Raw genomic sequence first — 15,134 nt, 5'->3', positions numbered from 1 at the left:
CAGGCTTCAGCACCGCGCTTCGGGCCTGCTAGGCTCGCGCGAAGACCTTGTCCTCGCTCCAACCTGGCACCGTCGTCGGCCGCTACCGCGTCGTCCGCCTCATCGCACAGGGCGGGATGGCGGAGGTGTACCGCGCGGAGCAGACGCTCACGGGGGACATCTCCCGGCCGGTGGCGCTCAAGGTCATCCGGCCCGAGTACTCCGAGTCGGCGGACTTCCGGGAGATGTTCCTGGATGAGGCGCGCACGGCTTGCACGCTGAGCCACCCCAACATCGTCCACATCTACGAGGTGGGGGAGGCGGACGGCCTCCTTTATATGGCGATGGAGCTGGTGCCGGGCGCGCCGCTGTCGGTAGTAGCGCGGGCGCTGCACACGCGCGGCGAGCGGCTCACGGACGAAGGGTTGCTGGCGGTGGGCATCTTCACCTGCGCGGCGCTGGAGGCGGTACACGCGACCAAGGGGCTGGTCCACCGGGACGTGTCGCCGCAGAACATCCTGCTGTCGCCCAAGGGGATGTTGAAGCTCATCGACTTCGGGATTGCCCAGGCGGCCACCAACCGCAACTTCACCCAGGCGGGCACGACGAAGGGCAAGGCGGGGTACTTCTCGCCCGAGCAGGCGATGGGCAAGAAGCTGGATGGGCGCAGCGACCTGTTCTCGCTGGGGATTACGCTCTACCAGCTCGCCGCGGGCACCACGCCGCTGGACGTGAGCAGCAACGTCTCCGAGCGCCACGCGGCGCTGGTGAAGGGCAAGTGGGAGTCACTGGAGCGCGTGAGTCCCGGGCTGCCCCAGGGCTTCTACACGGTGGTGGGGCGCGCGCTGCAGGTGCGGCCGGAGGACCGGTACGCCGACGCGGCGACGATGCGCGAGGAGCTGGAGGCGGTGGCGCTGGCACGCGGGCTGTCGGTGGGCCCGTCCTCACTCGCGGGCTACGTGCAGGAGCAGGCCGGAGCCTTCTCGGTCATCCCGACGGGGGTGAAGCGGCTGCGGCCCTCGGTCGTCAATGTGCCCAGTGTGCCCTCGCGCACGAGCGTGCCGACGGTGCTCGCGAGGCCCCAGGTGCGGGCAGCCCTGGGGGTGGTGACAGCCCTGCTCCTGGTGGGAGGAGGGCTGGCGGCATGGCAGCTATCCCAGGAGCCGAAGCCGCCGCCGCAGGAAGCGCGCACGCCGCCGCCTGTCCCCGAGCCCCCGAAGCCAGAGGCGCCACCCGCGATGGCCGCCGCCGAGGCAGCCCCCGCTCCCGCGAGCGAGCCGGTCGTGGCGGCGGAGGCGCCCCGTGACAGCGAAGAGGACCTGGTGGCGCCGCTCAAGCCGGGCCGGGAGCGCTCGCGCCGGGAGACCCGTCGCCCCGCCAAACCGGTGGTGGCCGCACCCGCGCCGACCGAGGAAGCCGCGCCCGCCGAGCCCGTGCCCGAGGAAGTGCTCACGGGGGAGGGCACGCTGCGCATCCGCGCGACGATCAGCGGTCCGGTGGAGGTGAAGTTGCCCGGGCGCCCGCGGGAGCGGCTGCCCGTCTCCATTCAGCGCATGCCCGCCGGGAGACACGCGGCGGACTTCTTCATGGAGGATGGGCGCACGGCACGCTGCCGCCTGGTCGTTCGCCCCGACCGGCGCACCATCATCGCCTTCAACGGGAAGACCTGCCCAACGGAGTAAGAGGGTGTTGGGATGGAGCAGACGGGTAAGCATCTGGCACCATCATCCTGTGCCTAACCGCCTGATGGACGAGCGCCACAGCCTGTAGTCGCTCGCTTCCGATAAACCCCCTCTTAATGGGAGCAGACCTTTAATGCATGCAGAGCTTTCATCATCAGGCCAAGGGCTGTAACCAATACTCAATGAGTGGACGAAGCCGTGAGGGATTGTAGATCTTCTCCATGAGCCCCGCTGTTTGCAGAACAATATCTCGAAGGACTGGGTCTTTTTCGCGGCGCTCTACTTGAAATGGTCGCTGCTTGCCGACTGCGCGGTAAGCTCGTTCCATGTTAGAGGCAAAGTCCTCTGGATGGGCGTCCGCATTGCGCAGATATCCGCACGCCCGCACTTCCTGTTTTAGGCCAAAGGTCTTTAACTCTTTCCAACTCGACTCACGCTTGAGTATGCGCTCTGCATGAAGCAGGTAATTGGTTCCTTGCTGGCGGAATTCGTCAATCAAATGAGAGTGCTGCGTGCGGATGATATGTTCGAAGCAGTTTTCCAGAAACGACGCAATCGAGGTTACTCGCAGTTCATCCGACGTAACAATGCCTACCTTGCATGCCCATATGTCAGGCGCAGCAGTTCGAATAAACTTACCAACAACTGCATCCTCTGTAGCAAATGTTGTTAGGCGATCCTGGAACTCCGTAAGGCGGCTTGTGAGCCGGAGATCGTCCTTAAGTTGGTCAAAGCGTTCGCGAATAATGCGAGGAGTTGGCCGACGGGTAGGGTCTTTCGCAGTGAGATCGTCTAGTAGTTGCCTAAGGCCCTTTGATGGATCTTGCTTAAGGCATACCTTTAGAGTCTTTCCAAAGGAGTACACGTCTCCCTTGGTCGTCCAACTGCGCGACGTATTTTCGTCACGCACCTCAGGAGGTAGGAACTCGGGGACACCTGCAACGGACTCTGGGCCAGTTTGCAGTTCTGACAAGGCGCGAGCGAGTCCGAAGTCAATTAATACTGGCTCTCGGGTCTGTGTTTTGATGAGAATATTGTCAGGTTTGATGTCGCGATGAACTACTTCCATTGCGGCAAGTAATTCGATTACCGACGAGAGGCTTGCGCCAATAGTGATTGCCGCAAGATCCGTAAGGGACTTGCGCTCAAGTTTTGCACCTTCAATCCATTGGTAGATGACAACGCCGAGATTTGAGTCGTCATCCGCAATTCCTGCGCGCACAAGTTTGGGCAGGTGTACGAAGGCTTTCCCCCAGTCAGCGGCCTCGTAAGTGGCGGCTTCATTCAATTTTTCAAGCAGTGTCACCTCATGGATGAAGCGATCGCGGGTCCTAGGCTCGATAAGTTGAATACAACGAACGGCAAGAGTCTGTGTGCCTTCATTTGCTCGATAAATGCGTGCTTGGCCTCCACTAGTGACAAAGTTGTCTGATTCGTCAACCGAGCGAGGCCTTCGAATCTTCTGAAGCCCCAGTCGATATAGCACCTCTACCTCGTCTTCTGATCCAAATGGATCTGAAGCAGTGGCTCGGTTGAGCAGAAGGCGCTCTAGTATAGGCGTGGTGAAGTGCCCGTCTTGAGTCACTACGCCCATCTCTCGGAGTCGCTTCATACATTCGGCAACCCGTGAGCTTAGGATTTCGTAGTGCGGGCTCCAACTTTGCAGAATTTGCTGTAAGCGTTCTTGGAGCTTATCGTGGGGCGTCCGTTCGTCGCGCGCGCGCACCCATGCTAGAGCAACGGGATACGCGTCGCTTGGTTCCCAATCATTTCGATCGTTCGCTTCATTTAAAATGTCCCGAACATAGGTCCAGAGGTGTTGATCTTGGCCGTTCCGATCCTTTGCTACAAGCCTGTCGGCAGCAGCATTAACGTCATCTAAAACGAACCAAGCACGACCACGTTGGCGGCAGTGGTTGAGTATTTCGCTCAAAAGCTTGTCGAGAATCCAGATGTTGCCTGCAAGATCAACTAAGCGCTGCCTCGCATCTGATGAACTCTGGACGCCCTCGCCCTGCTCTGCAGCTTTGCGCAGAACAGGAAGTAACTCTTCCTCACGAATTGACTCGGACGAAATCTTGCCTTGGATTGCGCCGAGAAGATTCGCGCCCACTAATGCATCAAGATGTGCTTGACCGACAAGACCAAGGCGAATTGCCGCAGTCTGTGGTGTGCGAACACCCCAACTCTTCTCCAGTCGCTCCTTGATACGTTCGGAAAGCTGCCGAGCTCTTTTGGGCTCGATGCTGTTAAAAAGTGCCTGCGCTTCATCAATGAGAATATAGATGGTGCGCACTCCCAACGCTGCAGCCTCTTGGCGCACCTGATCGAATGCGTCTCTGCGAGGAAGAAGACCATCCTCAAGCTCAGCATGGACTGGACGCTTCAGGCGAGCCTCTAGCGCACCACATACGAGACGCCATATCCCCGCGACATCGTGTCCACTTGCTGTCACATCCTCCAAAACGATCACGTCTTTTAGTGCGGCGGTCTTCTGGACAAGCGCTCGCAGTAGAGTGGTCTTTCCAAAACGCCTAGGAGCATGTATGATGAGCGATTTCTCGCCAGCCTTCACGAGCGACAAGACGTCCTGGAAGCGCCGTTCAATACCCAATGGGCGCTGAAGCATCTCGTCTGGATCGACGTTCTGTGGGAACGGAGATTCCATGACGGGTAGTTCGGTTATCAAATCCCTCCAGGTAAGTTCTTGCTCGGCGGCTTCATGTAACGCAGCGCCGCTAAGACGAATGCGTACTTTAAGATTCCGCCCGCGCACCTTATCAGCTTCTGCACGCGTAATTGGGATAAGAATTTCGACATCCTGACGCGCACTACCGTCCGTGATGTGGACAAGCCGCTCCAAACGCATAACGCGGGGGATAACTTGTTCTCGCCACTGACTTGGAATGTTGGTGAGCTGCTCGGCTTGGATATTAAGAGAAAGATCCACCGGCTGAGTCGGAGCTGGGCGTAAGGTAACGCGTACGGGGAGTGCTACTGTCCCGTATTGCTGGGCCGAGTCTGCGCGAAACCAAATCAAGCGTGCAGCATATGCTTGGGCACTCATTCCAGATTGGCGTGAAAGTGGATGTGAGATTTCTGCTTTGTACTGCTCGGCAGGTTTGGGCGAGATAGGTTCGGAGTTGGATGGGAAACTTAGATTCGTAAGTGCAAAAATTGCGTGCAACGAGTCTACATTCCGAGTGAACGGAAAGCGCTCGCGAGCTCTAGAGATGGTTTCGATACTCAATTTCACATTCATGTCAAGAGAACGAATCTGCTCTAGGACCGCCTGAAGAACGTTCGCATGGACATCGCCTCTCAGGTCAGCAAGCTTCACATAAGCTGAGTGGCAGAGTTCAACCGTAGCACTCCGCTCTGGAGTGGTGAGTGCTTCGTTGAGAATCTCTTGCTGACGAGTCTGGTCGAATACTTCAACCATCGCTGAGAGCATGCTGGCGAGTTGTGAACGGTGATGAAGTTCCTCGTCGGCGGCTGACCATGCGGTCTTGAGGCGCTGAAAAAGAGCACCCAGTTCATCAGGTTCGCGGAGTGCAGCGAGCTGAGCACGCTCTTCAGGGGAAAGTTCAGCGGACCACTTCAAGGCACGGTCTAGATCGTCCAGCAACACACTGTCTGCTGCTACGGAAGCTAGGCGAGTGATTGCTGAGCCGCGTTCCTGGGCAGAAAGTACTCCTGGCCAAGCCCATGCTGGCAGCACGCCACGGTCGAGTTCGTGAACTAGCGCTGCTGCACGTCTAAGCCGTACCCAATCCCCAACGTCGGCAAGGCGTTGATAATCGCGATCTGTAATTGATACATCTTCAGCGATTGAAAGTTCTTGGGCAAGAGCCGCGCGTTCTCGGGCAATGGTAGCAACTCGGTCTGCATCTGGGACTGAAGATAATAAGCGTGTTGCATTTTCGGCTACTGCAGCGAGTGCAGCACGAAAAGCTTCGCAGGAGCTTGGACTTGTAGGGTCAGCAGACCATTGCTCCTCGGCATGTGCAAGGTGTGCCTGCGATGTAGCGAGTGTTTGAGCTTCGTCCGATACTTTCTTGCGCTGGAGAAACTGTTGAAGTGCTCGAAGGCTTGTTGCTTTAGGAGGAAGTGCGATTGGTAGCCCAAGCGACGACGGCGCTCGAATGGGCTGGTCTGCAGGAGATAACTCAGTGCCTGTTAAATCCGGCGGAGAAGGAACTTCGGCATACGCCACTCCCACCTCGTGCAGATCAGGAGATGTATGGAGGAGGGGAGTAGCAGCGGACTCCGTCGATGCTAGCGCTGTAAGCCGGGGTGAAACTGCTTGGTTTATTGCTGCTGGTGCATTGGCCGTATTAGTAAGGCGCAGTAGCGCTACGCGATCTCCGATTTCCCTGCACGTCTTCTTGTAGAAAGGCCGAGACATAACGGGCTGATCAAATGTCATGGCCAGCACGTCTATGATCGGACTCACGACACTTCGGCGTGCTTCGGGATCTTGGATTCGTTCGTGTTGAACGACTCGATCAATGACGGCTGTCAAATCGTCATAACTTCGTAGAGCCGGATTCCTGTTGAACGCTTTGCGGAAGGCTTCCTTTAGCTCGCGAACGCGATCAATTCGCCCGCGAAGAATAGGAAGCGATGCCCTCTCGGAGGACGTAATCGGCTCACTTACGTAGATCTCCATCAAGAGTTGTGCGGCACGAAGCTCGGTTAGCGCCAAGGTTCTCCTCTTTCCTCAGATGCCTCTCTGAGCAGACCAAGAGGAGCCTATTTGAAGCAAGAGCTAGGTTGCACGAAAGTGAAGGTTTGCAACCCCCAGTTCATGGATGCAAAAGCTCCGCGTCGAACTGCTTACTGAGGTGGCTCCGCTGTGACCTGCATGTAGCGGTTAGGCCTTCATTGTCTCCAAAATCTCATGTCATGCGCGCATTGCGACGGCCCTCGAGGATCTTGAGGAACGAGCGGCTGCGCAGCTCCTCCAGCGTGAGCCCCGTCGCTTGCGCCTCCTGCTCGGTGATGGCCCCGCAGGCGATGCCGCGCAGGAAGGAGTTCAACAGGCCCTGGCCCGTGGCCGCGTCGTCGAACACGTCTCCGAGCAGCGTCGCCTGTGCCGCCTTCTCGATGAAGGACTTCAGCCGACGCGAGGCCGCGTCCATTCCCTCCAGGAAGAACGCGTACACCGCCGCGTAGCGCACGGGCAGCTGCGCCGGGTGCAGGTCCCACCCTTGGTAGTAGCCCAGCCGCAGCGAGTGGCGCGTGTGCTCGTACGCCAGCCGCCACGCCCGGTGTACCACCTCGCGGTTCTCCTCCAGCTGCGCCATGGAGAGGGACTGGTTGCCCTGCGGCTTGTGCGGAGGCACCGGCATCACATTGGTGGCCCCGTCCGAGAGCGCCACCTCCGTGCCCGCCAACGCCACCTGCGTGAGGTGCCGCGCGAAGTCACAGGCCGGGTGCAGCATGCTCTGGTGCGCCGCCGTGATGTTGAGCGAGGCCGTGTAGTCATACACGCCCAGGTGCGCCGCCACGCAGCGCCCCTCCGCCGCCGCCACCAGCCCCGGCAGCGCCAGCCGACCCTGCGCGTCGAACAGGGACTGGGGCGTCTCCACCATCAGCTCCAGCTTCAGCGCGCCGGCGGGCAGCCCTCCGTCCTTCTCCAGCACCTCCAGCATGCGCACCAGCGCCGCCACCTGCTCGGGCGCAATCACCTTGGGCAGGGTGACGACGAAGTTCTCCGGCAGCTTTCCGCCCGTGCGCGCCAGCAGCGTGGTGACGAACAGCTCCAGCGTGCGCGCGGCCCGAGGGAACAGCTCCTCGGTGAGCGACTTGATGCGGATGCCGATGAAGGGCGGCAGCAGGCCCTCGGCCAGGCCCTTCGCCACCTCCTCCGCCGTGGAGACGGCGTGCCCGTCCTCCTCCGCGTCCGGCCGGTGCCCGTAGCCGTCCTCGAAGTCGATGCGGAAGTCCTCCACCGCCTCGCGCTCGAGCTTGGCCACCACGCGCTCATGCACTTGCTGCGCGAAGCCCCCGCTCAGCGGCAGGTCCAGGCACTCGGTCAGCTCCGACACGGTGGGGGCGTACTCGCGCAGCGCCGCGAGCGCCATCTGCCCCATCTTCCGCGCCGTGCCGGCCTTGAAGAGGTGCGCGCCGCCGTACACGGTATGCACCGGCTGGCGGCGGGCGGACTCACCCGGATACGTCCGGGCATAGGCGTGGTTTGCCTTCGCCAGCGCCTCACGCGCCGTGGGAATCCGGGAGGACAGGCTCGTGGGCATAGGCAGAGGGGCTCAGCTCCCCCGGTACGTGGAATAGCCGAAGGGGCTCAGCAGCAAGGGCACGTGGTAGTGCTCATTCGGGGCGGACAGCTCGAACACCACCGAGACATACGGATAGAAGCCGCGCGTGGCATGTGCCCGGAAGTACTCCGCCGTGTCGAATACCATCCGATAGATGCCCGCTTGAAGGCTCGTGCCCGCGGGCAGGAAGTCCTTCACCCGCCCATCCGAGTTGGTGGTGCCGCGCGCCAGCTCGCGCCAGCCGGAGCCCTCCTGCACTTCCAGGGTGATGGGGACGCCGGCCGCCGGGCGGCCCCACTGCGTGTCGAGGACGTGGGTGGACAGGGTGCTCATGGCGAGGTGAGGAGCTTCTCCAGTCGGATGCGGGTGATTTGGGCCTGCTCGCCGGCGGCGATGCGCAACTCCAGCGCCGGCGGGTTCTTGATGCGCTCGCGCAGCTGCTCGAGGATCTCCTGCGCGCTCTTGCCCGTGGCGCAGATGAGGAAGATGAAGCCGAAGCGCTCCTCGTACTCGCGGTTGCCGTCCGCCAGCCCCTGCAGCACGTCCTCGCCAGCGCCCTGCACGCCCTTCTGCTCCTGCTCGCTCCAGGCGCCGCTGGCCTTGAAGCGCTCGCGCAGCTTGGACACATCACCGATGCGAGGGTGGTGCGCCATGGCCTCGCGCCAGTCCTCGGTGCTCGTCTGAGACCAGAGCCAGCCGGCCTCCGAGTACACGGCGGTGTCGGTCTTGAAGGGCCGCGCGCGCGCCATGGCCTCCGCCCAGCGGGTGGAGCCACAGCAGCGCAGGAACTCCGCCTTGGCCTCTTCCAGGGGCAGGCCATTGAGCCACGCGAGCTTGCTCACGCAGGGCGTCCGTGGACGCGCAGCCGGCTGATGCCGCCGTCCGGGAAGATGTTGAGGCGCACGTGGGTGAAGGGCCCCTGGGCGCGCAGCTCCGCCTCGAAGAAGTGCTGGTGGCTTGCCTGCAGCTTCGTGCGCGGGAGGATCTCCTGCCAGGTGATGTCCTTCGCGTTGGCGAAGTCGAGGAGGTCCTCCTTGAGGAAGCAGCCCTCCAGCGAGCAGGTGTCCGGGTAGTTGCCCTTGAAGTGGTTGGTGTCCACCTCAAGCTTGTGGACCGTGCCCGGCACGGCCAGCTTGACGACGATCCAGTCGAAGCCCGGCACGCGCTTGCGCCGCGTCTCCCAGCCCTCGCCCATGGTGGCCGCGCGGCCGGGGAGGATGAGGTTGTCCTTGAGCCCGAAGAAGGCGTCATTGCAGGTGACGACCATGCCGCCGTTCTCCGCCGCCGCCAGGTCCACCAGCTGGCCTCCGGCCAGCTTCGCGGGATCCGGCTTCACCACGCCATGCACCCGGAAGCGCGCCACGCCGCCGTCCGGATAGATGTTGAGGCGCACGTGCGTCCACCGGCGCTCGCTGGCCACCGGCAGGTAGTTCTGCGTGCCGCCCGCCAGCTTCGTCTTCGGGACGATCTCCGTCCACGCCGCGCCCGTGAGCGACTCGGGCGAGGGATTGCCCGGCGCCTCCAGCGCATCCACCGAGGCGTACTCGGGGAAGTTGCCGAGGAAGTGGTTGGTGTCCACGTTCACGCCGCGGATGACGCCCGGCAGCCCGAGCTGGAGGATGCACCAGTCGTAGCCCGGCACGCGCTTGCGGCGCGTCTCCCAGCCGTCCATCCACTTGCCGAACTCGGTGTACTTGTCCGGGATGAAGACGCCGCGCCCCGGCTTGAGCATGTTCTCCTTGGGGGCGAAGAATTCGTCGTTGGCGATGAGGGCGCGGCCGCCCACCTTCTCGGCGGCCAGATCGATGAGCTCGGCGAAGGCGACGCGCACCTTGCCTTCTTCGGGGGTCTGCATGGGGAGGCTCCTGTTGTGGATACCTTACGTCACCGAACGCGCGGCGCCAGGACGTCGCACCCACCGCCCCGTGGGACGCTGCGCGGGTTCACCGCGGGTATACACCGGCACGCCCCGCACGTATGTACGCTCCACCACGCCCTGCAGCTTCAGGCCCGCGTAGGGCGTGAGGGGGTGGCGGTGCAGCACCGCCGAGGGCTCGGGGGTGAAGCTGGCCTCGGGGTCGAACACCACGAGGTCCGCGTCCACGCCGGGGGTGAGGCTGCCCTTGAGGCCCTCCAGGCCGGTCAGGCGCGAGGGGTTGCGGCACATCCACCGCACCAGCGCCTCCAGCCCATGGCCGCGCGCGCGCATGCCCGTCCACACCGCCGGCAGGCTGAACTGGAGCGAGGCGATGCCGCCCCACGCCGCCGCGAAGTCGCCCCGGTCCAGGTGCTTGAGGCCCGGAGTGCAGGGCGAGTGGTCCGACACCACCATGTCGATGGTGCCCCGGGCCAGCGCATCCCACAGCTTCTCGCGGTTCTCCGCCTCGCGGATGGGCGGGGCGCACTTGAGGTGGGTGGCGCCGTCGGGGATGTGCTCGGCGTCGAAGGTCAGGTAGTGGGGGCACGTCTCCACGGTGAAGGGCAGGCCCTCTCGCTTGGCGGCGGCGATGTCCGGCAGCGCGTCCGAGGAGGACAGGTGGACGATGTGCACGCGGGTGCGGTGCTTGCGGCACAGCTCCACCATCATCCGGATGGCGTCGTCCTCCCAGCGGCGCGGGCGCGAGGCCAGGTAGCTCTGGTAGGTGCGCGTGTCGCCCTGGGGCGGGCGCTCGTGCTCGGTGAGCTCCGCGTGGACGATGAGGGGCACGCCGCGCCGGGCGAGGATGGGCATGGCCTTGTCCAGGTCCTCGCGGGTGACATGGGGGAACTCGTCCACGCCCGAGTGGATGAGGAAGCACTTGAAGCCGGTGACGCCGGCATCGACCATGCCCTCCAGCTCGCCCGCGTTGCCGGGGATGACGCCGCCCCAGAAGCCATAGTCGATGGCGCAGCGGCCCTCGGCGGTGGCGGCCTTGGTGCGCAGCGCCTCCAGCGTGGTGGTGGCGGGGATGGAGTTGAGCGGCATGTCCACCACGGTGGAGATGCCTCCGGCGGCCGCGGCGCGCGTGGCCGTCTCGAAGCCCTCCCACTCGGTGCGACCCGGCTCGTTGATGTGGGCGTGACAGTCCACCACGCCGGGCATCACCACCTGCTCGCCCACGTTGGTGACTTCGAACCCCTGGGGCACATCCTTGGGGGAGAGCAGCGCCTCCACCCTCCCGTCTTTCACCACTACGGCCGCCTCGCGCACGCCGCCGTCGGTGACGACGCGCCGACTCACCAGGACCCAGGGGCTTCCGCTCACGGTTCGAACTCCTTTACGTCGTATGCCATCAGGGACTCGAAGTAGGCGTCCTTGTCCTCGACATAGAGCTGGCGGGTGATGCCGTTGACCAGCTTGGGCAGGCTGTACTTCATGCCGGAGATGCTGGCTCCACCGAAGCCCAGCGAGAGCAGGCAGCCGAAGGTGTAGTTGTAGACGGAGGAGAGGTACGGCGCGTGGCCCGGCACCTTCTCCTGGAACTCGAAGCTCGGCCCCAGGTACGGGTGGCGCCCCAGGTCCCCATTCGCCTCCTGGGGCGGAGGGCTGTAGCGGTCCTTCCACAGGGCGATGTCGCCGATGAGATTGGCCAGCTCCGGACGCAGCGACAGGTCCGTCACCGTGCCGCTGCCGACGATGAGCTTGTCGAAGGTGTACGTGCCGTGGGGCGTGGTGACGCGGGCGGCGCCGTCCACGGCCTGCACGTCGAGCCACGGGCTGTCGCCGTGGATGTGGAAGTTCGGGAAGGCGCGGGCGCGGTGGTAGGTGTCGTGCGGCGGCAGCTGCCCCATCTCGAGGATGCGGCGGATGAAGCGCCAGCGGTCCGCGTCCGGCAGGTCCGCGTGGTGCTTGAGGAAGCCGACGAACTCGGCCCAGCGGTAGGCATTCACCGTGGGCAGGCTCTTGCGGCGGTAGAAGATGCGCACCTCGGCGGCGCCGCGCTCCAGGGCCACCGAGGCGTTGTCGAAGGCGGAGGCGCCCGCGCCAAGCACGCCAATGCGCTTGCCGCGCAGGGCCTCGAAGTCGATGTCATCCCGCGTGTGGGCCCACAGCTCGCGCGGCAGGCGGGCGATCTGCTCCGGAGTCTCCCAGCGGCCCGAGCCGTCGATGCCGGTGGCGAGCACCACCTTGCGCGCCAGCAGCGTCTCCGTGGCGCCGCCACCCACGGGCTGCACGGGTACGGCGAAGCACCGGTCCTCGGCGCGCCAGGAGAGGGCCCCGGCGCGGGTGCTGCAGCGCGTGGGGATTTGCAGGAAGCGGCGGTACCAGTCGAGGTAGTCGGCCCACATCTCCTTGGGGATGAGGCCGAGCTGCTGCCAGGCGGCCTCGCCGTACTGGGCCTCGAACCACGTCTGGAAGCACAGGGTGGGCAGGTTGTGGTCCGGCCCGGTGAGGTGCTTGGGGGTGCGCAGCGTGTGCATGCGCGCGAACGTCTTCCACGGCCCCGCGAAGCCCGGAGGGCAGTCGTCCACCACGAGGAGGTTCGTCACCTTCTCGCGCATCAGCCCGAAGGCGGCGGCCAGGCCGCTCTGCCCCCCACCGATGATGAGCACGTCCAGCACGGGCTGGCCGTCGCGGGTGCGCCGCGGCAGCACCCAGGAGCGCTTGGGGTATTCGAGCCGCTCCAGGTCCTTGCGGAGGGTGGCTTCGAGCGAGGCGAGGCCAGGGCCAGACCTGGCGAGGGGGCTTGGGGACTCGAGAAGCATGGGGGTAGTCAAATCACGCTCCACCCCTTCTCCGCCAACCAGGTGTTGAGGACAAGCGCCTGGTTGGTGGAGTGCCCGACGGAGGGGTAGCCTGAGGACTGAAACATTTTATTCCATGTTTCAGCCCAAGGCCAGAAAGCCTCACTCCTTGGGCCAGTCGGGGTAGGCGAGCTCCATCAGCCCGTTGGCCCAGGTGGCGTACGCGGCCTCGTCGGCCAAGGTGTAGGAGCGCCCGAAGGCCTTGAGGAAGTACGTGCCCCAGTCGGGCTGGCTGCCGTCTTCATCCTTGAAGCCGTACTCCTTGGCGAGCTGCCAGGAGCTGTAGACACGTCCGTTCTTGGCGGAGACGTTCGGGTCCGCCGCCAGCGCGGCGACGGCCCGGCCGACATAGAAGGGTGTCTCCGAGGCGATGAAGTGACGGTCCTTGGCGGCGCCGTCGCGCCAGTTGGCCTCCGTGACGCCAAAGCCCTCGAGCATGGCCTCGGAGCGAAGGAAGCCCGGTGTCACCGCGAGCGAGGTGATGGGGTGGCGCCGAAGCTCCCAGGACATGGCGAAGGCCAGGCGGATGACCGACATCTTGACCAGGTCATAGAAGAGGTTGCCGCGATAGCCGAAGGAGTCCCCGTCGGTGATCTCGACGATCAGCCCCCGGTTGTGCTCGAGCATGAGGGGCACGGCGTAGCGGCTCGTGAGGATGTGCGAGTAGATGCCACGATCGAGCATGAGCCGCCCCTGCTCGGGCTTGAGCTTCCAGAAGGGGACGCTGAACTCGGTGAGGTCGTCGCCGCCCCAGACGTCGTTGACGAGCACGTCGAGGCGGCCCTGCTCGCTCTTGATGCGCTCGCACAGAGCGACGACCTCGGACTCGACGGTGTGGTCGGTCCGCACCGCGATGCCGCGGCCGCCCCGGGCGGTGACGAGCTCGGCGGTCTCCTCGATGGTCTCGGGGCGGGTGCCGGTGGCGGGGCGGCCCCGCACGCTGCGCCCGGTGCAGTACACCGTGGCGCCCGCTTCACCGAGCATCGTCGCGATGCCGCGTCCCGCGCCGCGCGTGGCTCCGGCGACGAGGGCGATGCGTCCTTCCAGTGGCTTCATGGCTCTTCTCCCAAACGAGGTGAGGCGGACCTGCCTCACCGCTCGTTCAGGCACCGTAGCCGGGCATCCCTGACAACCTGTGTCAGGGATGGGTTCCGCTGTTCTTTGAGGAGCAGAGCGCCGTGCTCCCCTGTCCACTGGCCTGCGGCTACAGCGCGCCCTTGTTGAGCAGCCGGTTGGGCGTGCCGACGGGGTTGTTGCAGACGACGCCGGCGATGGCGGTGTTCTTGATCCACAGGTCAACGGTGGCCGAGGCCGCGTTGCCATAGGTGGCCTTGTAGAGCGCGCCCACGCCGGTCACATGCGCGGCGGCGGTGGAGGTGCCGCCGAGGGTCATGGTGCCGCCGTTGCTCCACGTCGTGGGGATGAGCGCGCCGGGCGCGTACAGGTCGACGCAGGTTCCATGGTTGGAGGAGGCGGTCTTGCAGTCGTTCTTGTCCGTCGCGGCGACGGTGGTGGCGGCGGTGGCGCCGGCGGGCGAGAAGTTGCAGGCGTTGGAGTTGCTGTCGCCGGCGGGCACGGCGATGAAGACGCCCGCGTTGGACAGGTTGGTGACGGCCGTGTTGAGCGCGGCGGAGGCGGCGCCACCGAGGCTCAGGGTGGCCACGGCGGGCGCGAGGTGGTTGACGCGCACCCAGTCGACGCCGGCGATGACACCCGAGGTGGTGCCGGAGCCGTTGCAGTCCAGCACGCGCACGCCGCGCAGCTTCACGCCCTTGGCCACGCCGTAGGTGGTCGAGCCCACGATGCCCGCGATGGCCGTGCCGTGGCCGTTGCAGTCGGCGCCGGTGCCACCGAAGGCGTCAAAGACGTTGGTGGCCCGGCCACTGAAGTTGACGTGATTGGCTTGGATGCCGGTGTCGATGATGTACGCGGTCACGTTGGACGCGGTGCTGGAGTACGTGTAGCTCAGGCTCAGGGGGAGCGAGGCCTGGTCGATGCGGTCCAGGCCCCAGGGAGGGTTGGACTGGGTGGCGAGGGGCCGCATCACCGCGTCCTGCTCCACGTACTCCACGTTCGGGTCGCGGCGCAGGGCGGTGAGCTGGGCGGGGGTCAACGTGGCCGCGAAGCCATTGAGGCTCGAGTACACGTGACGGGGCGAGACGCCCGCGAGGGCCGCCACGGAGCGGGCCTCGGCGGAGTCCTTCATCTTGACGATATAGGCGTCGGCGATGCCCTGGCCGGACGGGGCCATGAGCAGGGGAGCCTGAGACTCACCCAGCTCCTCGGCCTGAACGTCCACCTCGGTACCGCCGCAGGCCGCGAGACAGAGAGCAGCCCCGATGAACGTAAGACCTCGCCGTGCCCCGTCGTGACGGGTTCCCCTTCTCGTGAGACCACCTGCGGCCACACACCAGGAGGTGGTCCGTGGAGTTGGAGAAGGACTTGGAGCAGTTCCGTCAGGAGGCGC

Annotated in this window: 10 protein-coding genes; 1 reads left to right on the top strand and 9 read right to left on the bottom strand. The window is 64.4% G+C overall.

Features of this window, described 5'->3' with window-relative positions; genetic code table 11:
- The first annotated feature begins 47 nt into the window (after positions 1–47).
- Positions 48–1,661 (top strand): serine/threonine-protein kinase, encoded by a 1,614-nt coding sequence (locus SYV04_RS38095; RefSeq protein WP_321550976.1) that lies wholly within the window; start codon positions 48–50, stop codon positions 1,659–1,661.
- A 154-nt stretch (positions 1,662–1,815) separates the two neighbouring features.
- On the opposite strand, the gene SYV04_RS38090 is transcribed toward SYV04_RS38095, so the two are convergent.
- From SYV04_RS38090 to SYV04_RS38050, 9 genes are all read right to left on the bottom strand, one after another.
- Positions 1,816–6,369, bottom strand: a complete 4,554-nt coding sequence (locus SYV04_RS38090; protein ID WP_321550975.1) for a protein kinase domain-containing protein — start codon at positions 6,367–6,369, stop codon at positions 1,816–1,818.
- A gap of 193 nt (positions 6,370–6,562) precedes the next feature.
- Entirely contained in the window at positions 6,563–7,921 is a 1,359-nt protein-coding gene (locus SYV04_RS38085; RefSeq protein WP_321550974.1) for a DUF6986 family protein, read from the bottom strand.
- Between the two features lie 12 nt (positions 7,922–7,933).
- Positions 7,934–8,275, bottom strand: a complete 342-nt coding sequence (uraH, locus tag SYV04_RS38080; RefSeq protein ID WP_321550973.1) for a hydroxyisourate hydrolase — start codon at positions 8,273–8,275, stop codon at positions 7,934–7,936.
- Positions 8,272–8,784, bottom strand: coding sequence for a 2-oxo-4-hydroxy-4-carboxy-5-ureidoimidazoline decarboxylase (gene uraD, locus SYV04_RS38075; RefSeq protein WP_321550972.1), 513 nt, complete (start codon positions 8,782–8,784; stop codon positions 8,272–8,274). Before uraD ends, uraH begins: the two co-directional genes overlap by 4 nt.
- Complete coding sequence (gene alc, locus SYV04_RS38070; protein WP_321550971.1) at positions 8,781–9,797, bottom strand: allantoicase; 1,017 nt, start codon at positions 9,795–9,797, stop codon at positions 8,781–8,783. Before alc ends, uraD begins: the two co-directional genes overlap by 4 nt.
- A gap of 24 nt (positions 9,798–9,821) precedes the next feature.
- On the bottom strand, positions 9,822–11,186 hold the full coding sequence (gene allB, locus SYV04_RS38065; RefSeq protein WP_321550970.1) for an allantoinase AllB: 1,365 nt from the start codon (positions 11,184–11,186) through the stop codon (positions 9,822–9,824).
- On the bottom strand, positions 11,183–12,640 hold the full coding sequence (locus SYV04_RS38060) for an NAD(P)/FAD-dependent oxidoreductase (RefSeq protein ID WP_321550969.1): 1,458 nt from the start codon (positions 12,638–12,640) through the stop codon (positions 11,183–11,185). The genes allB and SYV04_RS38060 overlap by 4 nt, the downstream gene beginning before the upstream one ends.
- A gap of 129 nt (positions 12,641–12,769) precedes the next feature.
- Positions 12,770–13,723 carry an SDR family oxidoreductase gene (locus SYV04_RS38055; protein ID WP_321550968.1) on the bottom strand — a complete coding sequence of 318 codons (954 nt, stop codon included), beginning with the start codon at positions 13,721–13,723 and terminating at the stop codon, positions 12,770–12,772.
- A 148-nt stretch (positions 13,724–13,871) separates the two neighbouring features.
- Positions 13,872–14,966, bottom strand: a complete 1,095-nt coding sequence (locus tag SYV04_RS38050; RefSeq protein WP_321550967.1) for a S8 family peptidase — start codon at positions 14,964–14,966, stop codon at positions 13,872–13,874.
- Between the last annotated feature and the right edge of the window lie 168 nt (positions 14,967–15,134).

It is taken from the genome of Hyalangium ruber, from assembly GCF_034259325.1.
In the GTDB taxonomy this organism is placed as follows: Bacteria; Myxococcota; Myxococcia; order Myxococcales; family Myxococcaceae; genus Hyalangium_A; species Hyalangium_A rubrum.
This window is presented reverse-complemented; position numbering and strand designations above follow the sequence as displayed.

Excerpts from the sequence above, each read along its gene's own strand:
- SYV04_RS38085 (WP_321550974.1), bottom strand. The coding sequence starts at position 7,921 with ATGCCCACGAGCCTGTCCTCCCGGATTCCCACGGCGCGTGAGGCGCTG.
- uraH (WP_321550973.1), bottom strand. The coding sequence starts at position 8,275 with ATGAGCACCCTGTCCACCCACGTCCTCGACACGCAGTGGGGCCGCCCG.
- alc (WP_321550971.1), bottom strand. The coding sequence starts at position 9,797 with ATGCAGACCCCCGAAGAAGGCAAGGTGCGCGTCGCCTTCGCCGAGCTC.
- SYV04_RS38055 (WP_321550968.1), bottom strand. The coding sequence starts at position 13,723 with ATGAAGCCACTGGAAGGACGCATCGCCCTCGTCGCCGGAGCCACGCGC.